General features: G+C 70.0%; 18 protein-coding genes and 4 pseudogenes. 15 read left to right on the forward strand and 7 right to left on the reverse strand.

Going from position 1 to position 24,110, the window contains the following annotated elements; genetic code table 11:
* The first annotated feature begins 3 nt into the window (after positions 1-3).
* The 10 genes and pseudogenes from AS97_RS43720 to AS97_RS43760 all read left to right on the forward strand — a co-directional run.
* Entirely contained in the window at positions 4-345 is a 342-nt protein-coding gene (locus AS97_RS43720; protein ID WP_079059400.1) for a PrgI family protein, read from the forward strand.
* A pseudogene (locus AS97_RS43725) lies at positions 270-2,053 on the forward strand (conjugal transfer protein TraC). Before AS97_RS43720 ends, AS97_RS43725 begins: the two are co-directional and overlap by 76 nt.
* Positions 2,041-2,814 (forward strand): hypothetical protein, encoded by a 774-nt coding sequence (locus AS97_RS48155; RefSeq protein WP_185930048.1) that lies wholly within the window; start codon positions 2,041-2,043, stop codon positions 2,812-2,814. Before AS97_RS43725 ends, AS97_RS48155 begins: the two are co-directional and overlap by 13 nt.
* 128 nt (positions 2,815-2,942) lie before the next feature.
* Complete coding sequence (locus AS97_RS48160; RefSeq protein WP_247204685.1) at positions 2,943-4,439, forward strand: type IV secretion system DNA-binding domain-containing protein; 1,497 nt, start codon at positions 2,943-2,945, stop codon at positions 4,437-4,439.
* A 75-nt stretch (positions 4,440-4,514) separates the two neighbouring features.
* Positions 4,515-5,528 carry a replication-relaxation family protein gene (locus AS97_RS43735; RefSeq protein ID WP_210566862.1) on the forward strand — a complete coding sequence of 338 codons (1,014 nt, stop codon included), beginning with the start codon at positions 4,515-4,517 and terminating at the stop codon, positions 5,526-5,528.
* The gene (locus AS97_RS43740) at positions 5,525-6,460 is read left to right on the forward strand and encodes an NlpC/P60 family protein (protein ID WP_210566863.1); all 936 of its coding nucleotides are present in this window, start codon (positions 5,525-5,527) and stop codon (positions 6,458-6,460) included. The genes AS97_RS43735 and AS97_RS43740 overlap by 4 nt, the downstream gene beginning before the upstream one ends.
* Entirely contained in the window at positions 6,457-7,335 is an 879-nt protein-coding gene (locus tag AS97_RS43745) for a hypothetical protein (RefSeq protein ID WP_210566864.1), read from the forward strand. Before AS97_RS43740 ends, AS97_RS43745 begins: the two co-directional genes overlap by 4 nt.
* A 124-nt stretch (positions 7,336-7,459) precedes the next feature.
* Positions 7,460-7,741, forward strand: coding sequence for a MarR family transcriptional regulator (locus AS97_RS43750; protein ID WP_210566865.1), 282 nt, complete (start codon positions 7,460-7,462; stop codon positions 7,739-7,741).
* Positions 7,742-7,952: 211 nt separating this feature from the next.
* Positions 7,953-8,267, forward strand: coding sequence for a hypothetical protein (locus tag AS97_RS43755; RefSeq protein ID WP_210566866.1), 315 nt, complete (start codon positions 7,953-7,955; stop codon positions 8,265-8,267).
* A gap of 145 nt (positions 8,268-8,412) precedes the next feature.
* A pseudogene (locus tag AS97_RS43760) lies at positions 8,413-8,616 on the forward strand (aminoglycoside phosphotransferase family protein); the annotation flags it as partial.
* A gap of 138 nt (positions 8,617-8,754) precedes the next feature.
* Here AS97_RS43760 and AS97_RS43765 read toward each other — a convergent pair.
* Positions 8,755-9,099, reverse strand: a pseudogene (locus AS97_RS43765) (GNAT family protein); the annotation flags it as partial.
* Between the two features lie 451 nt (positions 9,100-9,550).
* Between AS97_RS43765 and AS97_RS43770 the strand changes: the two are divergent.
* Positions 9,551-10,859, forward strand: a pseudogene (locus tag AS97_RS43770) (IS1380 family transposase).
* A 295-nt stretch (positions 10,860-11,154) separates the two neighbouring features.
* Positions 11,155-13,287 carry a SpoIIE family protein phosphatase gene (locus AS97_RS43775; RefSeq protein WP_210566867.1) on the forward strand — a complete coding sequence of 711 codons (2,133 nt, stop codon included), beginning with the start codon at positions 11,155-11,157 and terminating at the stop codon, positions 13,285-13,287.
* Between the two features lie 171 nt (positions 13,288-13,458).
* On the opposite strand, the gene AS97_RS43780 is transcribed toward AS97_RS43775, so the two are convergent.
* From AS97_RS43780 to AS97_RS43800, 5 genes are read right to left on the reverse strand one after another with little or no spacing between them, the layout of a single operon-like run.
* Positions 13,459-15,084, reverse strand: a complete 1,626-nt coding sequence (locus AS97_RS43780) for an ABC transporter ATP-binding protein (protein ID WP_210566868.1) — start codon at positions 15,082-15,084, stop codon at positions 13,459-13,461.
* Positions 15,081-15,881 carry an ABC transporter permease gene (locus tag AS97_RS43785; RefSeq protein ID WP_210566869.1) on the reverse strand — a complete coding sequence of 267 codons (801 nt, stop codon included), beginning with the start codon at positions 15,879-15,881 and terminating at the stop codon, positions 15,081-15,083. The genes AS97_RS43780 and AS97_RS43785 overlap by 4 nt, the downstream gene beginning before the upstream one ends.
* Complete coding sequence (locus tag AS97_RS43790) at positions 15,878-16,918, reverse strand: ABC transporter permease (RefSeq protein ID WP_247204686.1); 1,041 nt, start codon at positions 16,916-16,918, stop codon at positions 15,878-15,880. The genes AS97_RS43785 and AS97_RS43790 overlap by 4 nt, the downstream gene beginning before the upstream one ends.
* Positions 16,915-18,216: a hypothetical protein gene (locus AS97_RS43795; RefSeq protein ID WP_086706810.1), complete on the reverse strand. Its 1,302-nt coding sequence runs from the start codon at positions 18,214-18,216 to the stop codon at positions 16,915-16,917. The genes AS97_RS43790 and AS97_RS43795 overlap by 4 nt, the downstream gene beginning before the upstream one ends.
* Positions 18,213-19,817: an ABC transporter substrate-binding protein gene (locus tag AS97_RS43800; RefSeq protein WP_185929814.1), complete on the reverse strand. Its 1,605-nt coding sequence runs from the start codon at positions 19,815-19,817 to the stop codon at positions 18,213-18,215. Before AS97_RS43800 ends, AS97_RS43795 begins: the two co-directional genes overlap by 4 nt.
* A gap of 296 nt (positions 19,818-20,113) precedes the next feature.
* Between AS97_RS43800 and AS97_RS43805 the strand changes: the two genes are divergently transcribed.
* The 3 genes from AS97_RS43805 (at position 20,114) to AS97_RS43815 (ending at position 23,019) form a co-directional block, all read left to right on the forward strand.
* Complete coding sequence (locus tag AS97_RS43805; RefSeq protein ID WP_210566870.1) at positions 20,114-21,784, forward strand: MFS transporter; 1,671 nt, start codon at positions 20,114-20,116, stop codon at positions 21,782-21,784.
* A 1-nt stretch (position 21,785) separates the two neighbouring features.
* On the forward strand, positions 21,786-22,031 hold the full coding sequence (locus AS97_RS43810) for a tautomerase family protein (protein ID WP_059142246.1): 246 nt from the start codon (positions 21,786-21,788) through the stop codon (positions 22,029-22,031).
* Between the two features lie 136 nt (positions 22,032-22,167).
* A complete protein-coding gene (locus AS97_RS43815) occupies positions 22,168-23,019 on the forward strand; it encodes an alpha/beta fold hydrolase (protein ID WP_059142364.1) in 852 nt (283 codons plus the stop codon).
* Positions 23,020-23,098: 79 nt separating this feature from the next.
* Here AS97_RS43815 and AS97_RS43820 read toward each other — a convergent pair whose 3' ends face one another.
* The gene (locus tag AS97_RS43820; RefSeq protein ID WP_086706812.1) at positions 23,099-23,956 is read right to left on the reverse strand and encodes an alpha/beta hydrolase; all 858 of its coding nucleotides are present in this window, start codon (positions 23,954-23,956) and stop codon (positions 23,099-23,101) included.
* Positions 23,957-24,110: the final 154 nt, after the last annotated feature.

Genomic DNA, 24,110 nt, shown 5'->3' on the forward strand with positions numbered 1-24,110 from the left:
TTCATGACAGATGGATACGACGACGGTGTCGCTACGACCCGGATTCCGGCGGATATCGCGCGCCCGGACCGTGTGCTGGGTCCGCTCACCGCGCGGCAGACCGCCATCCTGGCCGGGTGCGTACTGGTGCTGTACGGCGGGTACTGGCTCGCGCGGCCGTTCATGCCGCTGCTGGCGTATCTGGTGATGGTGGTGCCCGTGGCCGGAGCTGTCACCGCGGTCGCGGTGGGCGCTCGGGAGGGCATCGGCCTGGACCGGTGCTGGAGCCTATGGGTCCGGAGGCGCTTGAGGTGCACGCTCGTACCCTCGCGATCGGGGGTCATCTGGCTTCCACCCTGGTCGTGACCGGCTACCCGGCTGAGGTCAGCCCTGGATGGCTGGCGCCCCTCCTTGCCTTCCCCGGGCATGTGGACATTGCGCTCCATATCGAGCCGGTCCCGAATCCGGTCGCGGCGGCCGGTCTGAAGAAGCAGCGTGCCCGGCTGGAATCCGGCCGGCGCGGCGCCTTCGACAAGGGGCATTTGGACAATCCGGAGGTCGAGGCTGCCGCCGCGGACGCGGCCGATCTCGCCTACCGGATCGCCCGGGGCGAGGGAAAGCTTTTCCACGTGGGCCTGTACATGACCGTCCACGCCGGGGACGAGGAGACTTTGGCCGAGCAGGTCGCCGCGGTCAAAGCGGTCGCGGAGTCACTGCTGATGGCGGTCGCACCGACGACCTACCGAGCGTTGCCCGGCTGGCTGGCCACCCTGCCCTTGGGCATCGATATGCGGAAGATCCGCCGCACCTTCGACACTGCGGCGCTCGCCGCCTGCTTTCCCTTCGCCAGCCCCGAGCTACCCGCTCCCGCCAGTGTGGCCGAGGAGGCCGGAGCGGGGTCGCAGGTGCTGTACGGGCTGAACGCCGTCTCCGGCGCGCCGGTGTTGTGGGACCGCTTCGGATGCGACAACTACAACTCGGTCACCCTCGCGCGTTCCGGGGCCGGCAAGTCGTACCTGGCCAAGCTGGAGCTGTTGCGGCTGCTGTTCACCGGGGTCACCGCCTCCGTCGTCGACCCGGAAACGAGTACGTCCGCCTGGCCGAGACCGTCGGCGGCACCGTGGTCGCGCTCGGTGCTGACGGTGTGCGCCTGAACCCCTTCGACCTCCCGTGTCATGGCGAGGCCGACGGTGAGGACGTCCTGACGCGGCGTGTGCTGTTCTTGCACCGTTTCCTGGCCGTGCTCTTCGGCGCCGAGGTGAAGGGCGCGGAGGAAGCTGTGCTCGACCGGGCGCTCCTGGCCACCTATGTCCGGTCGGGGATCACGGCGGATGCGCGGACCTGGACGCGGACCCCGCCGGTACTCGCCGACCTCGCGGAGGTTCTTCACGAGGACGGGAGTGAGGCGGCTGCAGGGCTGGTGGAGCGGCTGGCGCCGTATGTCACCGGTTCGCATGCCTGCGTCTTCAACGGCCACAGCACGGCGAGCACCACCGGACATTTGGTGGTCTTCGCGTTGCGGGAGTTGCCGGAGGAGGTGAAGGCTCCGGCGATGTTGCTGGCGCTGGATGCGATCTGGCGCCAGGTCACTGATGCGGGCAGGGGTGGCAAGCATCTGGTGATCGTGGACGAGGCGTGGCTGCTGATGCGTGACGAGGCCGGGGCACGTTTTCTGTTCCGGATGTCCAAGGCCGCTCGTAAAAACTGGACGGGGCTGGCCGTCATCACTCAGGACGCAGATGATGTCCTCGCCTCGCCGCTGGGGCGGGCGGTGGTCGCGAACGCGGCGACCCAGATTCTGCTCCGGCAGGCCCCACAAGCGATCGACACCATCAGCGAGTCATTCCGGCTCTCTCATGGTGAGCGGGAGTTCCTGCTGTCCGCCGGGAGGGGCGAGGCGTTGCTGCTGGCCGGGGAGCGTCGCAAGGTCGCGCTGATCTCCGTGGCCGCCCCGGGGGAGCACGAAATCATCACCACCGACCCCGGAGAACTCGCCGCCCAGCAGCCGACCGAAGACACCGATCCCGACGCCCCCCTCTCCCGCGTTCTCGGCGAAGAGAGATGGAATCAGTGACCGCCACCGCGCTCGTCACGGGCCCGGCACCCCATGGCCCGGTGGCGGACTTCCTCACCGACCCCACTGCCTTCTGGGCCTTCATCACCCGAACCGTTCTCGGCTGGGCCGCCCCTTACATGCCAGTGCTCGTGCCGGTCACGACGGCGGCCGCGGTGTGCGTCACCACCGCCCGCGGCCGGATGCGGCACCGTCGCCAGCGGCGCTTCGCCGACGACGCACGCTGCGTCGAAATCCTCGCCCCGCCCCAGATCCCCGCCAAAGGGGGTGACGTGTTGTGGGCGCAGCTGGCGGGTCTGCTGCGGCCGTGGTGGCGACGCCTTACCGATGGCCAGCCGCATCTGGGGTTCGAATACGCGTGGTCACCGACGGGACTGGGGATCCGGCTGTGGGTGCCGGGAACGGTGCCGCTGGGGCTGGTGCGGCGGGCGGTGGAGGCGGCCTGGCCCGGAGCCCACACCCGCGTCCAACAACCACCGGAACTCATCCCACCCGGGCATGTGGTGACGGCGGGGCGGCTGCGCCCGGCCCGGCCGGAAGTACTGCCATTGCGCACCGAGCACGCGGCTGACCCGCTCCGGGCCGTGTTGCAGGCGGCCACCGGAATGAGCGAGGAAGAGACCGCGCTTGTGCAGATCCTCGTCCGCCCGGCAACCGGCGCCGCTGTGCGGCGGGCCCGCCGCACAGCGCGGCGGCTGAAGGCCGGAGGCTCGGCCCCTCGGCTGGCGCGCTCCTGCTGCACCGGCCACAACCAGTACTGACCCGGCGCCAGGATGTCGAGCACGGTGCCGCGGTCCGCCAGTCCGCCGCCAAACTCACCGGCCCCCAATGGCACACAGCCATCACCTACGCCGCCACCTACACACGCCAGGAGGAGCGTGCGCGGGATGTGGTGCGGGGGCGTGCGCACGCGCTCGCCTCCGCGTTCGGCCTGTACTCGGAACTCAACTGGCTCGCCCGCACCCGACTCGCCCATCCTGAACGATGGCTGGAGGGGCGGGTCTTCCCGCAGCGTGCGGCGCTGCTGTCGGTCCCGGAACTGGCGGCCCTGGCCCATCTTCCCGTCGACGCGGACGCCCCCGGCCTGCGGCGTGCGGGAGCCCGCTCAGTCCTCCCACCCCCCACGGTCCCGGAGCCCACCCCCGGTGCCGGGGTCAAGGCGCTGGGCCGCTCCGACACCGGAGCCCGGCGCCCGGTGGGTCTCGCGGTCGCGGACGTCCGCCACCACATCCATCTGATGGGAGCCACCGGTTCCGGCAAATCCACCCTGGTCGCCCACCTCGTTCTCGACGATGTCCGCCACCACCGGGGCGCGATCGTCATCGATCCCAAGGGCGACTTCGTCACCGACCTCCTCGCGCGGCTGCCCGACACCTGTGCCGACCGCCTGGTCTTCATCGACCCGGATGACTCCCACGCCCCGCCGTGCCTGAACGTGCTGGACGGGGCGGACATCGACGTGGTCGTCGACAACCTCACCGGCATCTTCCGCCGCATCTTCACCGCCTTCTGGGGGCCCAGGACCGACGACGTCATGCGCGCCGCTTGCCTGACCCTGCTCAAACACCGCGCCCACACAGGTCAGCTCGTCACCCTCGCCGACGTCCCCCGGCTCCTGGGCGAACCCGCCTACCGCCTGCGCCTGATCCCCACCATCAAAGACCCCGTCCTCCGCGGCTTCTGGGCCTGGTACGAGTCCATGTCCGAACCCTCCCGCGCCGCCGTCGTCGGGCCGGTGATGAACAAGCTGCGCGCCTTCCTGCTGCGCGACTTCGCCCGCCGCGCCATCTCCGCCGGCCCCTCCACCTTCGACCTCACCCAGGTCCTCGACGGCGGCATCCTCCTCGCCCGCCTCCCCAAGGGCGCGCTCGGTGAGGAGACCGCACGGCTGCTGGGCTCCTTCATCGTCGCCGGAACCTGGCAAGCGGCCTCCGCGCGCGCCCGCACCCCCGAACACCAGCGCATCGACGCGTCCCTGTACGTGGACGAGGCGCACAACTTCCTCACCCTGCCCTACCCGCTGGAGGACATGCTCGCCGAAGCCCGCGGCTACCGGCTGTCCATGGCACTGGCCCACCAGCACCTAGCCCAGCTCCCACGCGACCTGCGCGAGGGCATCTCCGCCAACGCCCGCAACAAGATCTTCTTCAACACCTCGCCCGAAGACGCTACCGCCCTGGAACGCCATACCCTCCACACCCTCACCGCCCACGACCTCGCTCACCTCGGCCCCTACCAAGCCGCCGCCCACCTGCTCACCGCCGGCGCCGAATCCCCGGCCTTCACCCTCACCACCCGGCCCCTCCCACCGCCCGTTCCCGGCCGCGCAGCCGATCTCCGCACCGCCGCAGCGGCCCCCACCCACACCCGCACCACCCGCCCCTGACCACCGAATCCGCCACGCGCCCCCTCTTCCGCTCACCCGGCCTTCTCCCGACCGATGCCCTGGTGGTGAACCGCCATGCCCGCTCTGCCCCGCCCCGCCTCCGGCCCCGGCTCGCGTTACACCGCGCGCGCCGCACTCACCCGGCCCCGGCCCACACCAGCACGGCACCGCACGGACCCTGCTGCCCTCACCCGCAGCCTCACCGCCCGCGATCTGTGGATCACCGCCATGGTCCACGAACACCGCGTCCTGACCACCCCACAGATCGCCCGCATCGCCTTCACCAGCCAACGCTCCGCCCAACGGCGCCTGCGTGCCCTTCACCACCACGCCGTCCTGGACTCCTTCCGCCCCCTGACCCAGCACGGCTCCGCACCCGAGCACTACACCCTCGGCCCCACCGGCGTCAGCGTCATCGCCGCCCACGCCGGATGCGAACCCGCCGCCCTCGGCTGGCGCCCCACCACCACCGGCCGCATCGCCTACTCCCCATCCCTCGGCCACGACATCGGCGTCAACGAACTCCTCACCCACCTCGCCGCCCCCACCCCACACGCCACCCACGGCCACCTCACGCTGTGGCTGTCCGAACGGTCCTGCGCCAGACGCTGGGACGACATGATCCGCCCCGACGCCTACGCCCACTGGCACGACCCCACCACAACCAACGCGGACAGCCCGGTCCTGCTGTCGTTCTTCCTCGAATACGACACCGGCTCCCAGCCCCTGCCCCGCGTCGAAGCCAAACTCGCCGGCTACGCCGCCTTCACCACCTCCACCAATACCCGCCCCGCCCTCCTCATCCACACCCGCACCGCTTCCCGCGACCGCGCCCTCCGCCACCGCCTCACCCAACCCGCCCGCGACCTCGGCCTGCACGTCGCTACCTCCTCCGCGGACTTCACCACCCACACCCCCTGGGGCCCCTGGTGGACACCCCTCCACCCCACAGCCCCACGCACCACCCTCACCGGCCTCACCACCCAGTGGCCCCACCTCACCCCCGCCACCATCGACCCCACCGACGCCGACACCCCCCTCACCCTCCCCATCCCACCCCGGCCGCCCACAACGGCGGACGGCCGATGAGCCTGCTCGCCAAGACCACCACCGGAATCGGCTGCGCTCTCATCACCCTCCCCCTCCTCGGCACCCTCGCGATCACCGCACTCCTCAGCTCGCTCATCCCCGGCTCCAGCGGCACCACCACCGCCCCGGGCAGGAACGCGCTGCGGGACATCCCTTCGAGCATGCTGGCGCTGTATCAGCGGGCCGCCCCCGAGTGCCCGGGCCTGTCCTGGACGATCCTCGCCGCCATCGGCAAGGCCGAGACCGACCACGGACGCCACCCCACCATGCGATCCTCCGCAGGAGCCGTGGGCCCCATGCAATTCCTACCGTCCACGTTCAAGCTCTACGCACATCCGGTACCCGCCGGTGGGCGCAGACCGCCGACGCCGTGGGATCCGGTGGACGCGGTGTTCGCCGCAGCGCGCCTGCTGTGCACACACGGTGCCCGACACAACAAGAACCACATCGAGCGGGCGATCTACGCCTACAACCCCTCCCACGCCTACGTCGCAGACGTTCTACGCATCGCACGCCGCTACGCCGCCGCCCTCCCCACAACCTCCGCTGCCGGCCGGGAGGTGGTCGCCTTCGCCCGCCGCCAGCTCGGCACCCCCTACGTCTGGGGCGGCGACGGCCCCGCCGAAGGCGGCTTCGACTGCTCCGGCCTCACCAAAGCCGCCTACGCCACCATCCACATCAACCTCCCCCGCGTGGCACAGGCCCAGTACGACGCCGGCCCCCACCTCCCCGTCGGAACACCCCTCCTACCAGGCGACCTGCTGTTCTTCGGCACCAGTCCGCGGGCCGTCACGCACGTCGGCATCTACAGCGGCCACCACCACATGGTCGACGCACCCCACCCCGGCGCCGTGGTCAGAGAAACCCGCGCACAGCTGACCGGCCCCACCTACCAAGGCGCGACCCGCCCAAGCCCGCACGGTGCACGGTGAGCACGCACCCCACCCCCGCCGAGATCGACACCTTGATGCGCACGCTGGTGCGCATCCTGGCCGGCGTCGCCGCCCTCGCCCTCATCTTCACCGCGGTCAACGTCACCCTCTTCGCCGTCGACCACCACATCCCCTGGCCGATCGCCGTCCTCCTCGACCCGATGGTCGCCCTCACCCTCACCAGCGTCCTCTACGCCGACGCACGACTCGCCGCCTGGAACATCCCCCCACCACGCTGGTCCACCGCCCTGCGCTGGTCCGCCGGCCTGGCCGCCACCGTCATGAACACCTGGACCTCCCTCTGGCCCGACGACCACATCGGCTGGCCCCGCCACGCCGACCCCGCCGGAGTGCTCCTCCACGCAGTGCCACCCCTGCTCCTCATCGGCCTGACCGAAACCGTCGCCGCCTACCGCCGCTGCACCTCCCAGACACACCCGCACCCCACCACCGCACCCCACGACAACCACCGCGAGGAGCACCCCAAGAACACGCCGGGAGCACCCGCACCCCCCACTCCACCACCATCCGAGTGCACCGACACGGAAGACGTCGACCCGACAACGGCCGCCACACGCCACGACAGCCACGAACCCACCCCCAACGGGCCCGTGGACCAGCCCGATGGACACAGCCGCGCAGACGCCGATATGTACGCGCGGGCTCTCGCACTGGATCTGGCAACCCGCCAGCACACCGGTCAGCCAATCAGCATCCGCCAGCTCCGCCGCCACCTGCACCTGGGCCAACACCGCGCCCGAGAACTCCGCACCCGCCTCGACACCGAGCGCACCCCGGGAGCACCCGCACCTCACCCCGCACCCGGCGGCGGGCCACCCCAAGAAGCACCCGCGGGGGTGACGGGAGCGGCTTGACTAGTCGGCCGCCGCAGAGCGTTCATAGTCGTCGCCGCGGACCACCGCGTAGGCCACGCGCCGCGAGCACCCCGGCCGGGGCTCTCTCCACAACCACCCACCACCCCACACGGGAGACCCCACCATGCCAACCACCACCAACACCGACAACACCACACCCACCCCCAACCACCCCGACCTCACTCAGCTGTCCGGCGCCACCGCCGCCGTATGGGCCGCACTGAACAACCAGCCCGGCACCACCAGCACCACCCTCGCCCAAGCCGCCGGCGCCGGCCAATCCACCACAACCAAGGCCCTTCGCTACTTCGAACAGACCGGTCTCGCCAGCCGCGAGAGCGCCGCCCCCGATGGGCAGCGGCCGCCCCGTCAACTACTGGTACCCCACGCCCACACCCGACCCTGACACCAGCACTGCACCGGACACGACCGACGAGCCGCCGAACGCTGACAACGACAGCCACGAGCAAGAGCACCACGACCACCCCCCGCCCACTGCAGAGTCCCCCGCCCCCGAGGACGACACATCAGAACACGACGACGCTGACGAAGACGAGCAGCGGGGTTCTGCGAGCGAACCCTCGCAGGGAGTAGAGAGCGACGATGCGCCAGCACCCGTGTCGGAGCCTCCGACAAGGGAAGCGGCCTCGGGGCACACAAGGACCGAGGAGCCCCAGCCGACCGTCAGCCAGAGCGGCCACCGGACCCGCCTCGCCCCTGGCGCCCTGCGCCAGATGGTCATCGGCCACCTCACCGCTCACCCCAACGAGGCGTTCACCGCCACCCGCATCAGCCGGATCATCGAGAAAAGCTCCGGCGCCATCGCCAACGCCCTGGTCACCCTGACCAAGCAGGGCATCACCGAACAGGTCACCGAACGCCCACGCACCTACCGCATCACCGCCGCAGCAACCAGGAGCGGCCAGGCATAGACCGGCACAAACGGACCAGCAGCCGGGTACCACCATTCAGTTGGGGCTGTACCCGGCCGCTCAGCTTGGAGTCATCAGGAGCCAGTTCGGAACGCGTCGCGATATACCTGGCGACGTCGACGGCCATCCCGGGATACTGGCCGCCATGGATGAGGCCAAGGTCGTCGTCTGCCATTCCGAGCGCGCGACCCTGCGCGTCGGCGACGTGTTCCTGAAGGTGGACGCAGATCAGGCGCGCATCGACGTCGAGGTCGAGGCGATGGCCCTGGCGCCGGTCCCGACTCCGAAGGTCCTGTGGCGCAAGCCGCCCGTGCTCGCGATCGCCGCGGTCCCGGGGACGGCGCTCGGCCCTCAATCCTCGCCGCCCTCACCGGTACCAGCGTCGACAACGCGACGGACTGGACGAACTTCGTCAAGCGCAACTGGACCGAATACATCGACAGCCGTCGAAACGGCAGCTGATCACCTGCAGACCTGAAAGGTGTCTTCACCCATCAGGCTGTGCGGCCTCCCCTGCCGTCTCCGCGGTGATGGCCCAGCGCTCGTGGTCTCGCCATTCGCCGTTGATGAACTGGAAGGCGGTCGAATAGCCCTCGCGCTCGAAGCCCAGGCGCTTGACCAGGGCCAGTGACTGCGTGTTGTCGGGCTGGATGTTGGCTTCCAGCCGGTGCAAACCCAGTTCACCGAAGGCGTGCTGGATGAGGAGCCCGAGCCCTTCGGCCATGTAGCCGTGGCCGGTCGTAGAGGCGTATGCGGTGTAGCCCAGAGTTCCGCTCTGGAGGGTGCCTCGGACGATGTTGTTGATGTTGACCCCGCCAACAATGGCGCCGGTGCTGCGAAACCGACGAGTTCGCCAGATCTCGACGAACTCAGTCGACGAACCGGCGGTAGTTCTTCGCTTTCGCGTTGAGTGTGCCATGGGTTCGCTCGAACCTGGGCGCGATCTTCCGCCAGGCGGCAGAGCCAGATCGGTCCACGGAAGCGCAGCGAGGGGGGCGGGCTCTGCGTCTTCCCATGGAGTCGACGGCACGCGAGTGCATGCTTGATCCCCGTGCCTGCGCCGCCGGCACGCAACCCCGCGGCGTACCCGTATCGGGCGGACCTAGCTAGCCTCGCGCTTTCATGAAGCGGGCTGCCCAAGAGCTGACCAGAAACGAGGAAAGCGCCCTTGACCTGCAAGGACTTGCTGAGGGTTCTGTTGACTGCAAGGGAAAGAAGCACTTCCCAGGTGAGAGCCTGTCTCGTCGTACCCGCGTGTCCGTGTCCAGGGGGACGGCCGCCAGGTGGTCTCACAGGCCGGTTCGGTCCTGCTGGTGGAGACGGTCCGCAAGGCCGGTCTTGACCAGATATCCGCCGCGCTTGCTCCGTGGCGGAGGCCGCGGGCCGTCCACGACCCGGGGAAGGTCGTCCTGGACCTCGCCCTGGCGGTCGCGATGGCGGGGATTGCCTGGCCGATGTGGGCATGCTGCGGGCCGAGCCGGCCGTGTTCGGGCCGGTGGCCTCCGACCCGACGGTCTCCCGGCTGATCGACACTCTCGCCGCCTGCGGCGACACAGCTCTTCGGGCGATCCGCGCTGCACGGAGCGAAGTCCGCGGCAGGGTCTGGTAGTTGGCCGGCCGGAAGGCGCCAGACGCGGACGGGACGGTGACCATCGACCTGGACGGGGTGCTGGTGATCGCGCACTCCGACAAGCAGGATGCCGCCCCGACCTGGAAGCGGACCTACGGCCACCACCCGCTGATGGCGTTCGTCGACCATGGCCCGGGCGGCACCGGGGAACCCGTCGCGGCCCTGCTCAGGTCGGGCAACGCTGGTTCGAACACCGCCTGCGACCACATCACCGCAGCCTGCCTGGCCCTCGCTCAGCTGCCGAAGAAATACCGGCGCGGACGGCAGACCCTGATCCGCACCGACTCCGCGGGCGGCACCCATGACTTCGTCGCCTGGCTCGCCCAGCGCGGACGCTGGCTGTCCTACTCGGTCGGCATGGTGATCACCGACGCGATCCACCAGTACGTGCTGAAGGTCCCGGCGTCGGCCTGGACAGCAGCCGCCGAGCCGGACAGCGAGATCACGGCGCCTGGGTTGCCGAACTCGCCGGCGACGTCCTGGCCGGCTGGCCGAAGGGCATGCGGCTGATCGTCCGCAAGGAACGGCCTCACCCGGGCACCCAGCTGAGGCTCACCGACGCGGACGGCATGCGGCTGACCTGCTTGGCCACCAACACCATTGCCCAGCCGATCGCCGACCTCGAACTCCGTCACCGCCTGCGGGCCCGGGCCGAGGACCGCAGCCGGGCCGCCCGGGCCACCGGGCTGCGGAACCTGCCCCTGCATCACACCGCCCAGAACCGCATCTGGCTCGAGATCGTCCAGATCGCGTTGGACCTGCTGGCCTGGGTGCCGATGCTCGCGCTGACCGGCAAGGCCAGGCTCTGGGAACCCCGCCGCCTGCGGCTCCGCCTATTCATCGCAGCCGGGCAAGTCGTCACCACCGGGCGCCGACGAATCCTCCGTCTCGCCAAGCACTGGCCCTGGACCCACATCACCGCCGCCCTCGACCGGCTCGCCCAACTTCCGCACCCGCGCTGACCAGCAGATTCACTGTCCCGACGACACCACCCGACCCGGAGCAGAGGAACCCGGCGCCCACCCGAGGCGACACTCGGGCCGCCGCCCTGCCCGCCCTCAGCCTCAGAACGCGAAATGGTCCGCCAACTCCGTCGGCGGACCATCACGAAAGATCGAGGCTAATTCATGACACTCCCGATTTGTCTATGCGGATCGTTCGATATCCCGCTGCATAGCCTTTAATGTAATGAGGGGGACCGGGGTTCTGGAGCAGAGAATGGGACGCAGGAGTCACCTCACGGGGTCGTCGAGCGCGGTGACGTCGCTCGACGCCGAAGAGCAGATGTTCGTCGAGACGCTGCAGCAAGCGGTGGGTGAGCTTGGGGCAACGATGGGATCCGTGATGTTCCCGGTTGATGACGAGCAATCACTGGTCCACGCCGTCGTAGTGGGCGATCCACTGTCGATCTACACGGTAACTGATCAGTATCCGGCGAACGACGATAGGTACACCCCAGACGTTGCCTACCGCACGGGCCGCCAGTGCGTGCGCGTTCGTGAAAGGTCCCCTAGGGGGCTCCTCCCGGCCATGCCGTTCCCGTATGCGATCGTTGCTACGCCATTGATCGCCGCCGTCGGGCGGTCACTCGGAGTGATGGTTCTCATCTGGGCCGACCCGGTCGAATGGGGGGAGGTCTCTGCGATGGTGCAAGACCGCTGCAGGCGCCTGGCAAACGGCCTCTCCCGCAGCCTGGAGCGGCAGGGCGGCGTGTCCCGGCCAAAGCGCTTTTCGTCGGCACCGAGATTCATTCTGCCTTCCTTTCCGGGGCAGGACAGGCCGACGGAGTCGCTGAGTCTGTCGCTGGTGTACCAGATCAACTGGCTCGCCACTCAGCTCACCGAGGCTCTGCAGCTCCAGGACATTCTTGATGCAGCGATCCAGCGGATCATGAAGCCCTACGGAGCTTGGTGCCTGGCCGTCTCGGTCATCGACGCAGGACGGTCACGACTGCTCGGCTACAGCGGATGCAGCGCTGTGCTCGCCGAGCGGCTCACCACGGCCTCAGCGGGCACGCTGGAAGAGGAGACGGACATCGGCGAGCTGTCGCTCGTCGACCAGCCGCTTTTCTTCCATGACGCGGCAGGGGGTGAATCAGTCGCGGCTTACTGCCTGCTGCCCCTGATCATTGGCGGCCAGAACACCGGTACCCTCGCCCTCGGCTTCGACCACCAGCGCAACTTCCGGGCAGATGAACGCGCCGCCCTCGTAAGGATGGCGCAGCTCCTCGCCCCATCCATCGGGCGCGTACGCCAGGGCGAGGCGGAACACCGACTGGCCCAGGAAATCCAGCAGGGCCTCCTGCCCCCGGCCCTCCCGCAGCACGCCGAAGTGGACATCGCCACCCGATACGCCACGCCGACGTTCGGAACTGCCGTCGGCGGCGACTGGTACGACGTGCTCAACCTGCCCGACGGCGCTATCGGCCTGATCATCGGCGACGTCGAAGGACACACACCCCGCTCGGCAGCGACGATGGGCCAGATCCGCACCGCGATCCGCGCCTACGCCGCAGAAGGGCACCGCCCCGCAGAGGTGCTTACACGTACCAACCGGCTGCTCGTAGAACTCGGCATTGACCTGCTCGCCACCTGTTGCTGCGTACGGCTGGACCCCGAGGCCGAAACCGCCGAGATATCCACCGCCGGTCATCCGACGCCCCTGCTCCGCCACCCCGGCCAGCACTTCCTGGAACTCGAACTTTCCCCGGGAATACCGCTGGGTGTCCAGCCTGACACCGCCTATAGCTCCACATGGTTCCCGCTGCCGGAGGGAACTACCTTGGTCCTCTACACCGACGGACTTTTCCACTCCCACTCGGCGCGGCTTGAGGATGGCATCGCCACACTGCACAAGCGCCTGGACACACTCGGCGTCGACCTGAGCCTAGAGGCACTGGCCGACAGCCTGCTCGAGATTACCGGCACCAAAGAACAGCGAGACGACGACGTCGCACTGCTGATCGCACAGTTTCTGGGCACGCGTGCAGGCCGACGCCAGCGAGTGGGGCGAACGTTCGTCGACCGCCACGATCTGCGCGCTGTCCGAGACGTGCGCAGGTTCCTGCGCGAGCAGGCCCGGCTTTGGGACTGTGAAGTCGTCGTGTCCGATCTCGAGCTTGCAGTAACCGAACTGGTCACCAACGCACTCGTGCATGCCGACAGCGAGGTCGAGGTCCGGCTGCGCGAGTACCCTGATCGGCTTCGCGTAGATGTACGCGACTCCGACCCGCGCCCTCCCGTGCCCGCACCTGTGCTGGCATCGGGGGAGGCCGACACCGAATCTGAACATGGCCGCGGGCTGCTCATCGTCGAGGCCCTGGCGTCGTCCTGGGGCAACTCACCTAGCGGGCGCGGTAAATCCGTCTGGTTCGAGCTGAGCAAGCACTGACTGCCTCTGCGTGATCAGCCCTGTGACCAGGGTGGCTAAGGTGCGGAACGTTGATGTGGTGAAGCCCCTCCACTCGCCCGGCACTCCGGCGGCAGGTGCACCCGTCGTGAACCTGTCCGGGCATACCCGGCAGCACCACCCGCAGCAGGTGGGGTGGAGCTGCTGCTGGGCTCATCGTGATCGCGATCGGCTCTTGCCTGGCACGGCGTCCAGCAGGCTTGCCGTGTAGGGATCGCGCGGGCGGGTGAGGACCTCCGCGGTCGGACCCTGCTCGACGATTGCCCCTTGCCGCATGACGGCCACTGTGTCGGAGACCTGGCTGATCACCGCCAGGTCGTGCGAGATGAACAGATAACTCAGCGCGAAGTCCTTCTGCAGTTCCGCCATGAGCCGCAGGATCTGCGCCTGGATGACCACGTCGAGGGCGGACACCGGCTCGTCGAACACCACGAGGTCCGGGCGGAGCGCGAGTGCGCGGGCGATGGCTACCCGCTGGCGCTGCCCCCCGGACAGCTCCCGCGGCTTGCGGTCCGCGACCGTGCAGGGAAGCGCCACCTGGTCCAGCAGTTCCTTCACACGGGCGGTACGGCTGCGGCGCGTCCCTTCCCTGAACGCGTTCAGCGGCTCCGCGATGATCTGACGGATCGTCATCAACGGGTCGAGCGCGGTGTACGGGTTCTGCGCGACCAGCTGGATCCTGCGGCGGAACGGCCGCCGCGCCCGGGGGCCGAGGCCTTCCAGTGCCACCCCGTCGAAGAGGACGGTCCCGGACGTAGGCTCGGTAAGTCCCGTCACCATACGAGCCGTTGTCGATTTCCCCGAGCCGGACTCTCCCAACAGGGCAAGAGTACGGCCCCGTTCGACACTGAAACTCACGTCGTCGACCGCCCGCAGCGCCCCGGCGCCCCGGCCGCCTCCCACCGTGAAGACCTTGCTGAGCCGGCGGACGGTCAACAGCGGGCGTGCCGACGGGCTCTGCTCCCGGTCCGCCGCGAGACGCGGTATCGACGCGAGCAGCAGCCCGGTGTACTCGTGCCGCGGCGCGTCCAACACCTGTTCCGCCGGACCCTGTTCCACGATCCGGCCGCCCCGCATCACCACGATCCGGTCCGCGCGGTCGGCCGCCACCGCGAGATCGTGAGTGATCATCACGACCCCGGTCCCCGACGACCTGGCCAGTCGCTCGATCTGGTCCAGCACCCGTCGCTGCACGACGACGTCCAGCGCGGACGTGGGTTCGTCCGCGATGATGAACCGCGGTCCGGCGGCGAATGCGATCGCCGTCAGGACGCGCTGGCGGTAACCGCCGGACAGTTCGTGCGGGTAGCAGTCGGCGACCCGGCCGGGATCGGGTACACCGGCCCGCTCCAGGTTCGCCAGCACGGCGGCCCGCTCGGTGTCCGGGGCCGACAGCCGGTGGATGCGCAGCGACTCGGCGACCTGCCGCCCCACTCGCTGCACCGGGTTCAGCGCCACCCCGGGATCCTGCGGGATGAAACCGATCTCCGCCCCTCGTACGCGCGTCCACTGCCGTTCCGAGAGCCGGTCCAGGCGGGTGTCACCGAGCTCGACACGGCCGTGGGCGATCTGAGCCGAGTCCGGCAGCAGGCCGATGAGGGCGTGCGCCAGCGTGGACTTGCCCGAACCGGACTCGCCGACGACCGCGACGATCTCGCCGGGCCGGACCTCGAAGCTCACTCCGCCGAGTGCGTCGGCACGGCGCCCCGCGGCGCGGTAGGAGACCCGCAGGTCGGTGACCGCCAAGGTGGCGGGCGAAGGTGCCGAGAGCGCGTTCACCGGCGCCCGCCCCGGTCCGTCAGCCGTCGTCCGAGACGGTTTGCCGCCATGACCGAGACGACGATCACCAGGCCCGGCACGGTCATCATCCACCAGGCCACTCCCAGATAGTCCCGCCCGGAGGCGACGAGCGAGCCCCAGTCCGCGGCTGGCGGAGGAGCGGCGAAGCCGAGGAAACTGAGGGCCGCCATGGCCAGGATCGCGTTGCCGAGTTCGAGGCTGGACATGGCGAGGATGGGCCGCGCCGAGTTCGGCAGGATGTGCCGGGCCAGCGTCGTGGCCCGGCCGGTGCCCGCCACCGTCGCGGCCTCGACGTAGGCCGCCTGTCGCACCCTGAGTACCTCGCCGCGCGTCATCCGGGTGAAGCCCGCGGTCGCGGAGAGCCCGACAGCGACCGCGACGTTCACGGTCCCGAACCCGAGGATCGTGATGATCGCCAGGGACAGCAGGAAGTTCGGCACGGCGAGGAGCATGTCCACCACCCGCATGACGACGTCGTCGGTCCACCCGCCGGCCGAGCCCGCCACCACGCCGAGAAGCGCGCCCAGGAGCACGGCGATCCCGACCGCCAGGGCCGCGGCCGACAGGGAGAGGCCCGCGCCGTACACGACACGGGTGTACAGGTCGCGGCCGAGTTCGTCGGTGCCGAACCAGTGGGAGCCGCCGGGCGGTCGGAGCCGTTCGGCGAGCACACCCGCGGCGGGGTCCCGGTGGGTGAACAGCGACGGCCACACGGACCAGCTGAGCAGCACCGCCAGCAACAGCCCGGACCAGCCGATCCGCCGGACGCGCGTCATCGGTCGCCTGCCGAAGCCATCGTGGCCGCCGAGGAGGCCCCGTCGAGGACCCGGGCGGGTGCCCGCTCACCGGGCCGCCCGGCCGGGCCCCGGACCAGCACGCGCGGGTCGACCAGCGGATAGACGAGATCGACCGTCAGGTTGATCAGCGCGAGACAGACGGCGGCGAGCAGCACCAGCCCCTGCACTATCGGGATGTCCTGCGTCCGCACCGCCTCTTCGGTGAGCCGGCCGATGCCGTCCCAGCCGAAGACCGTCTCGACGACGACCGAGCCGGACAGCTGCCAGCCGACCAGCAGTCCGAGCACGGTGAGCGTGGGCATCATCGCGTTGCGCAGCGCATGGCCCCACAGCACCCGCGACCGGGACGCGCCCTTCGCCCTGGCCGTGTCTGCGTAGGGTTCCCGCACCGCCTTGATCAGCTCCGCTCCCAGGATCTGCCCGATGAACGCGGCGGACGGGACCGCCAGCGTGACGGCCGGCAGTACCAGTGCGGCGAAGCCGGTACCGCCGCTGGTGGGGAAGGCCCGGAGAGTGAAGGAGAACAACTGCATCAGCACGAGCCCCAGCCAGAACGTCGGTACGGAGTTGAACAGCGACGGCACGGCCAGCAGGGTTGCGCGCAGCCGGGGTGACGAGGTGTACGCCGCCGACCAGGCGACGGCGCCGCCGAGCAGCGTGCCGAGCCCGAGCGAGCAGCCCGTCAGCGCCAGGGTGTTCGGCAGTGCCCGGGTCAGTTCGGTGACGACCGGCACGCCGCTCTGGATCGACCGGCCGAGGTCGCCCTGGAGAGCACGGCCGAGATGCGTGAGGTACTGCACCACCACGGGCTGGTCGAGCCCGTACTCGTGGCGCAGCCGGGCGAGTTGACCGGAAGTGGGCCGTACCTGGGGGCCGATCATGATCTGTACGGGATCGGAGGGCAGCAGATAGAGCAGGAGCGAAGTGACGGTGAACGCCGCCCAGATCACGAACACGGCCTGGCCCAGCCGGCGTAGCAGGTACCTGGGCAGCCCGGAAGGCAGGTGCACGGTCATGGACGCAGGTCCAACAGGGTGACGGGCGCCGAGCGGTGGGCTGCCGACCGCACCGACGGCCAGTTCTGGCCCGAGTACAGCACGTTGGCGTCGGGGTGGATCCGGCCGAGGGCAGCGAGGGCGAGCAGCGGGTCGCCCTCGGTGAGCACGCGGTACCTGCCGGCCGCGGCGGTGAAGAGGACCGGCTCGGGCAGCAGTCGGCGGCCCGGCACGACGGTCGTCTCCGGCAGCGGGCCCGGCTCGGCCGCCGCGTCCGGCCGCAGGGCATAGCGGTGTCCGCGCAGCGCCTGGCCCAGGTCGACGCGCCACCCGTCGGCGGAGACGGCGGACCCGCGTACGAGTCCGGTTTCCGGGTCGCCCGCGAGGTCGAGCGTGGCGGTCCCCGCGTCCGCGGGGCTCGGACCGCGAACCAGCCGGGCGGTGACGGGCCGGTCGGCCGCCGGTCCGTCGGAGGGCGAGGTGGGGGGCAGGTCCGCGAGGTCACGGCGCGGGAGTTCCAGGTAGTCCGCGGCGGCGGGGACGAAGAACAGCGGGTGTTCCTCGCCGTCCAGTACCGCATCGGGCGACCAGGACAGCTGGTAGCGCGGAGCCAGGAGGTCGTGGCGGGACACCACGGCCGGGAGCACGGAGCCGCCGGGCCACTGGAAGCCGTAGGCGGACGGCCGGGCGGGGCCCGGCTCGCCCAGGACGGCGGCCGCCGCGAACCGCACCACCGACCGGTGCGCGATTCTGCGTGTGGTCAACTCCAGTACGAAGCGGTCGCGTTCGTCGGCGATGCCGCGCAGTCCCTCGGCCATCACGAGGAGCCGCGTCTCAGCGGAAGGGTCGAACGGGATGAGCGCGTCACGCAGCAGGACGAGCTGGTACAGCCACTCGTTGTACAGGTTGCGGGCGGGGTGGCCGCCGGCCGCCCCCATCAGCCAGTCCACTACGGCGGGCGTCCAGCCGTAGCCGACGCACGGGCTGCGCAGGTCGGCGACGGCTCGCCCTTCCCTGGAGCCGGTGCCCGCCCGGACCAGATCGAGGATCAGCGCTCCGGCTGCGGCTGCGCTCGCGGCCAGTTCTCTGCGCGCTTCGTTGCCCGTCGAGGAGGTGTCCAGTCGCAGGGTCGCGTAGGGCCCCGCCGGATCGAGGGTGGCCTCCAGCCCGGCGACCAGGTCGGCTCTGATCTCGGCCGAGGGGCCGGACACCGCGTGGACCGCGCCGTCGAGCAGGGCCGCGGCGGCGGCCACGAATTCCGCGGGCGTGACGGTCCGGCCGTCGCCGAAGGTGTTCCAGTGCTCAGATGTGTCGCTCACTTGCCGACCTCCGCGTCGTAGAAGAGGGGGCGGCTCGACGCGTCGAGCCGGATGCCCTTGACGGTGTCCGCGACACCGACCGACGCGGCCTGCTCGAAGAGCGGAATGCCGTGTCCGCCGTCGAGGATGAGGTCGACCGAGGCGTCGGCGGCCCGCTGGCGGCGTGCGGTGTCGAGCGTTTCGCCCACCGCGCTGATCGACTGCTCCAGCTTGCCGGGCGTGGTCCGGCGCAGCGGGTTGGCCGAGCCGACCGGGAACACGGTGGAGAGCACCGACGGGTCTCCGCGGGTGACCGCCCAGGACACCAGGTCGTAGTCGCCGCCGGCCTGGCGCGCGTTGTTCGCGGCGTCGTCGAGCGGTGTGAGGGCCAGGTCGACGCCAATCTTCCGCAGCTGTTGGGCGATCAGCTGGTAGACGGAGCTGTAGGGGTCGGTGGAGGCGTAGACCAGCCGGACCCGCAGTGCACGTCCGGCACGCTGCCGGATCCCGTCGCCACCGGGCACCCAGCCGGCCTTGTCCAGCAGCTCGGTGGCCTTCGCGCGGTCGTAGGAGAGTTGCGCGGAGCGGTCCGAGTACTGGGGCGTGGACGTGGCGAACAGGCTCGTCGCCGGTTTCTCCGCCCGCGACAGCAGTGGTGCGAAGGCCGAACGGTCGATCCCGCGGCTGATGGCGACCCGCACCGCGGGATCGGACAGGACGGCGCTGGTCTCGTTCGGCAGGAACGTGTAGACGAGGCCCGGGCGCACCTGGGACAGCAGGGTGAGCTTGGTGCCGGTGAAGGAGTCCACGTCCTGCGGTTGCACCTGGGCGTCGACGTCGGCCTGTCCGGAGACGAGATTGCCGTGCCGGACCTGGGCGGCGGGCACGATCCGGAAGGTCACCCCGCCGACGCGGGCGGCGCCGGTGTGCCGGGCCAGTGGGGTCGGCCAGGCGTAGTCACGCCGTGTCTTGAGCACGAAGGACTTGTCGGCGGTAGTGGTGGTATCCAGGGTGAACGGGCCCGATCCGGCCAGTTCCCTCGTGCAGCGCCGCGCGGAGCTGCGCTTGAGCGTCGCCGGGGACAGCAGGCCGAGCGTGGGGGTGGAGGTGGCCTGGAGGAACTGGGCGCTGGGCTTGGAGAACTCGACGGTCACCGTACGGGAATCGCTCGCGACCGCCGAGCGCAGGTTCGCGAGGTAGCTGATGCCGAGCGGCGACTTGGCGCCCAGGGCGGTGATGTCCTTGAGGTTCGCCACGACCGCAGCCGCGTTCACCGGAGTGCCGTCGCTGAAAGTAGCGCCGCTGCGCAGGGTGAAGACAAACCGGGTGGCGTCGCTGTTGACGGTCCAGCGGCTCGCGATCCAGCCCACGATCTTCCCGGTCCGGGGGTCCTGGTCGGTGAGGGAGTCGACCAGTTGCCGCGCGACGTTCAACGCCGAGGTCTGCGGCGCCTGGTGCGGGTCGACGCACGCGACGGACTCGGCGAGGTCGACCGTCACCGTGCGGTCGGCGTCCGCCGGGCTGCCTGAGCAGCCGGCCAGCGCCGCCATGGCGATCAGCGCGGACGACAGGGAGGAGACTCCGGACCGCCGGGAGACTCGGCGGAGGTCGGTTCTTGGCATCGTGCATGCTCCGGGATCGGGAGGTACTCGGGCGACCTGCTCACTCTCGGCAGCGACCGGGTCGCGACACAGAACCGATTTCCGGTGAGTGGAAAGAGCCGAGGGCATTTCATACGCGGGAAACAATCGCGGACTCCCGGCCGCTGCGGGGCGGTGTGCCCGACTCCGCGCCGGTTTTCCATTGAACGGAAGCCGACGCGTGGCACAGGTCACTCACCGCTCTAGCGTGTGGCAACCCCGCTGCGGCGATTTCGGCACAGCGAGGGACCGGAGAAGGAATTCCCCCTGGAGGCGCAATGAAAAGAGAAGAGTTCAAGGTTGTCTCGGCATCCGCGGTGGGAACCGCGTTCGAGTGGTACGACTTCTTCCTCTACGCCTCTCTGGTTCCGGTAATCGGCGGGAAGTTCTTCGGCGGATACAGCGAGACGACCCAGACCGTCTTCGCGCTTCTCACGTTCTCAGTGGGTTTTCTCGTCCGTCCGATAGGCGCCGTGATATTCGCCCGCCTCGGCGACAAGGTCGGCCGCAAGGCGGTCTTTCTGCTGACGCTGATCATCATGGGGGCGTCCACCGTCGTGGTCGGACTACTGCCGACGGCTGAGCAGATCGGCGCCGCGGCCCCCGCGCTCCTGCTCGTGTGCCGGATCGCGCAGGGCCTGGCGGTCAGCGGCGAGTTCGGGGCGGCGGTGACGTACGTCGCCGAGTACGCGCCCAGGAACCAGCGGTCGTACTACGTGGGCTGGCTCAGCGGCACGACGGCGCTTGCGTTCAGCCTGTCGCTCGCGGTCCAGCTCGCGGTCCAAAGTGCGGTGGGCGCTGACGCGTTCGCCTCGTGGGGCTGGCGGATCCCGTTCGTGATCTCCGTGCTCCCGCTCGGCTTCTCGGTGTGGATTCGGAGCAAGCTGAACGAGAGCCCGCTCTTCCTGAAGATGAAGGAGCAGGGGAGCCATGCGAAGGCCCCGCTGCGCGAGGCGCTGCGAGACAAGCGCCACCGCCGGATGATCGCCGTGGTCTTCCTGATGGCGGCTGCCCAATCGATCATCGGCTACCTGTCGACGGTCTACATGCTCACCGCCATGAGGACCAGCTTCCAGGTGGACTCCCTCACGATCAGCTGGATCTTCATGCTGGTCTTCCTGATCGGTTTCTTCCTCTGCGTGTTCTTCAGTTGGCTGTCGGACCGAATCGGCCGGCGGAAGGTGATGATCTCGGGTCTGGTGCTCGCAGCCGTCACCCTTTTCCCGGTGTTCAACGCCCTTACCGGCGCGGCCAATCCGCAGCTCGCCAAGGCGCAGTCCAACGTCGACGTGATTCTCAGAGCGAACCCGCACGAGTGTTCCTTCCAGTTCAATCCGGCCGGGAACCGGAAATTCACGTCGGCCTGCGACCGGGCCCGCGCGGTTCTCCAGACGAGTTCCGTGAAGTTCCGCCGCGAGGACGTCAGCGGCGCGACCGAAGTCGTGGTCGACGGCCGGCACGTCACCGCGGGGCCCGAGATGGAGCAGAACATCACCGCGGCCGTTCAGCACGCCGGATACCCGGTGGCCGGGGCCGCGATCAAGGTCAGCGGCATCACCGGCTTCCTGTCCCTGCCGGCGCTCAAGGTCGTCGCACTGCTGCTGCTCCTCGTGGCTTACGCGCAGATGGCCCAGGGCCCCGCGGCGACCGCGATGGCCGAGGTGTTCCCCACCCGGATCCGCTCGACCGCCATGTCGCTGCCCTATCAGGCGGGCGTCGGAATCTTCGGCGGATTCCTCCCGGCCACCGTGGTGGCGGTCGGCGCCGAGACCGGCAGCGTCACCAGCGCGCTGTGGTACCCGGTCGTCGCCATGGCCGTGGGCGCCGTTGTCCTGTTCTTCGTGCTGCCGGAGACGCGGGGCGTGGACCTGGCCGAGATCGGCGGGGACAACCCGACGACGACGGACACCGCCACCGCGCCCGTCGCGAACGAAGTCCCGGGGGAGTGAAGTGCCGATCATCGAGGTGTCCGTGCTGACCGGACGCGACAAGGACCGCATCCGGAGCCTGATCCGCGCCCTCCACGAGACGACCGTGCGGGTGCTCGGCGCGCCGCCGGAGTCCGTGCGGGTGCTGATCCGGGAGATACCCCCGGAGCACTGGGGCTCGGGCGGGTCGACCATGGCGGAGAAGCGCGCCGAGGCCCGTACGGAGATCACAGAGGCCGAGGAGGTGCGCGGCGATGACGCCCAGTAGATTCCACAACCGACGGACGTTCATGACCGTCACGGCGGGAACCCTGGCCGCGGCCTGCTTCGGCCGCGTCGGCCCGGCCGCCGCGGCCGACACGGACCGGAGCAATGAAACATCACAGGGAAGGAACCACAGCACAGTGCCGATTCAGTTTCTGCTGGTGCACGGCGCCTGGCACGGCGCGGGACATTGGGCGCAGCTCAGCGCGGCCCTGACCCGGCGAGGGCACGACGTACGGGCTGTGGACCTGCCGGGGCACGGCATGTCGGCCCGCTTCCCCGCCTCTTACTTCGAGGCGGGGCAGAAGACCCTGGCGCACGACGTCTCACCGATCGGGAAGGTGACCCTGGACGTCGCCGCCGAGTCCGTCGTCGCCGAACTGGAGGCCCTGCGCCGCGGACAGGGCGGCGGGCGTCGGCACACCGTGCTGGTCGCCCACAGCATGGGCGGCGCGGTCGCCACCCGCGCCGTGCAGCGGGCGCCGGAACTGGTCGACCACGTGGTCTACGTGTCGGCCTTCGTGCCGACCCTGCTGGGCACCGCGGGCGCCTACCTGGCGCTGCCCGAGGCGTCCGGTGCCTCGGGTGCCGGTCTCTATCTCGGCGACCCCGCCGAGACCGGCGCGGTGCGGATCAATCCGCGGTCCACCGATCCGGCCTATCTGGAAGAGCTGCGCGCGACGTACTACACCGGGGTGCCCACCGCGGCTTTCCTCGCCTACGCGCACGCCCTCACCCCGGAGCAGCCGCTGGGCTTCCTGACCGGCGAGGCCGGCGCGACCGCGGACCGCTGGGGCGCCGTACCCAGGACCTTCGTACGGTGCCTGCGGGACCGGGCTCTCCCACTGCCGCTCCAGGACCGGCTGATCGACGACGCCGACCGGCTCACCCCGGGCAACCGCTTCCGGCAGGCCACCCTCGACAGCGGTCACGCGCCCTTCGCGTCGCTCCCCGGCGAACTGGCCGACGTGCTGGTACGAACCTCGGGCTGAGCGCGGCCAGCCGACGCGGCCGCCGTGGCACGACACCTCTCGTGCCACGGCGGCCGCGGTACCGCGCGACCCTGGCGCGCTACGGCAGCGCGGTACCACGCACCACCTCGGTGAGGATCTCCGACAGCGCCCCCGGCTGTTCCTCGGGCAGGTAGTGGCCGCTGTCGTCCACGAGGCGGCTGATCACCTCGGTCGCCGTCGCCTGCTGGACGGAGTCCAGCCAGCTCAGCCCGATTCCGTGGGCTGCGCCGACCACCGCGACCCGCTGGGTGAGCGGGGCGGCGACGCTGAGGGCGCGGTTGTCCGCGATGTCCGTCGGCAGGGCGCGGTAGTGGCCCATGGAGGCGCGCACCGCGCCGGGAGCCGCCAGACTCCGCGCGTAGACGTCCAGCGCCGTCGCGTCGATGGCATCGGTGACGTACAGGCCGATGGAATCCCGGAGGAAGAGGAATTCGAGATAGCCGCGTTCCCGTCCCGCGAGCAGCAGTTCGGGAAGGTCGGGGACCATGTTGAAGCCGAAATGCCAGGAGCCGCCGCGCAGTGGATTGGCGGCGTCCTCACTGGCGCCCAGACCGGGAATACCCGCCTCGACGAATGTGACGCTCGCGACGGATTCCGGGAACTGGGCGGCGAGCGGATAGGCGACCTGCCCGCCGACGTCGTGTCCGGCCACGTGGTAGACGTCGTGCCCGAGTTCGGTCATCAGAAGATGCAGCAGGCGGGCGACGTTCTTCTTGTCGTAGCCGTCGCGCATCCGTGCACTGGCGCCGAAGCCCGGCAGGTCGGGCACCACGACCAGGAAATGCTCGCTGAGCAGCGGGGCGACGAACCGCCAGGCGTGGCTGGTCTGTGGCCAGCCGTGCAGCAGGAGCAGCGGTTCGCCGGCTCCGAGCGTCGCGCAATTGAGGACGGCACCCGGGACGCGAATGCGCCGCATGGCTGCCGGAATGAGATCACGATGAGGCACACCCGGAGTATCCCGGTGTCACCGCCGGATCTCGGCGCCACGGATTCCGGTGAGTGGAAAACGCCGATTGAACAACTGCGGGGCATCGGGCTGACTGGTCGAAACGACGTCCTGAACAGTTCGT

This window comes from Streptomyces sp. AgN23, assembly GCF_001598115.1.
Classification (GTDB): Bacteria; Actinomycetota; Actinomycetes; order Streptomycetales; family Streptomycetaceae; genus Streptomyces; species Streptomyces antimycoticus.

Excerpts from the sequence above, each read along its gene's own strand:
- AS97_RS43720 (WP_079059400.1), top strand. The coding sequence starts at position 4 with ATGACAGATGGATACGACGACGGTGTCGCTACGACCCGGATTCCGGCG.
- AS97_RS43805 (WP_210566870.1), top strand. The coding sequence starts at position 20,114 with ATGAAAAGAGAAGAGTTCAAGGTTGTCTCGGCATCCGCGGTGGGAACC.
- AS97_RS43750 (WP_210566865.1), top strand. The coding sequence starts at position 7,460 with ATGCCAACCACCACCAACACCGACAACACCACACCCACCCCCAACCAC.
- AS97_RS43740 (WP_210566863.1), top strand. The coding sequence starts at position 5,525 with ATGAGCCTGCTCGCCAAGACCACCACCGGAATCGGCTGCGCTCTCATC.
- AS97_RS48155 (WP_185930048.1), top strand. The coding sequence starts at position 2,041 with ATGGAATCAGTGACCGCCACCGCGCTCGTCACGGGCCCGGCACCCCAT.
- AS97_RS43800 (WP_185929814.1), bottom strand. The coding sequence starts at position 19,817 with ATGCCAAGAACCGACCTCCGCCGAGTCTCCCGGCGGTCCGGAGTCTCC.
- AS97_RS43790 (WP_247204686.1), bottom strand. The coding sequence starts at position 16,918 with ATGACCGTGCACCTGCCTTCCGGGCTGCCCAGGTACCTGCTACGCCGG.
- AS97_RS43735 (WP_210566862.1), top strand. The coding sequence starts at position 4,515 with ATGCCCGCTCTGCCCCGCCCCGCCTCCGGCCCCGGCTCGCGTTACACC.
- AS97_RS43785 (WP_210566869.1), bottom strand. The coding sequence starts at position 15,881 with ATGACGCGCGTCCGGCGGATCGGCTGGTCCGGGCTGTTGCTGGCGGTG.
- AS97_RS43820 (WP_086706812.1), bottom strand. The coding sequence starts at position 23,956 with ATGCGGCGCATTCGCGTCCCGGGTGCCGTCCTCAATTGCGCGACGCTC.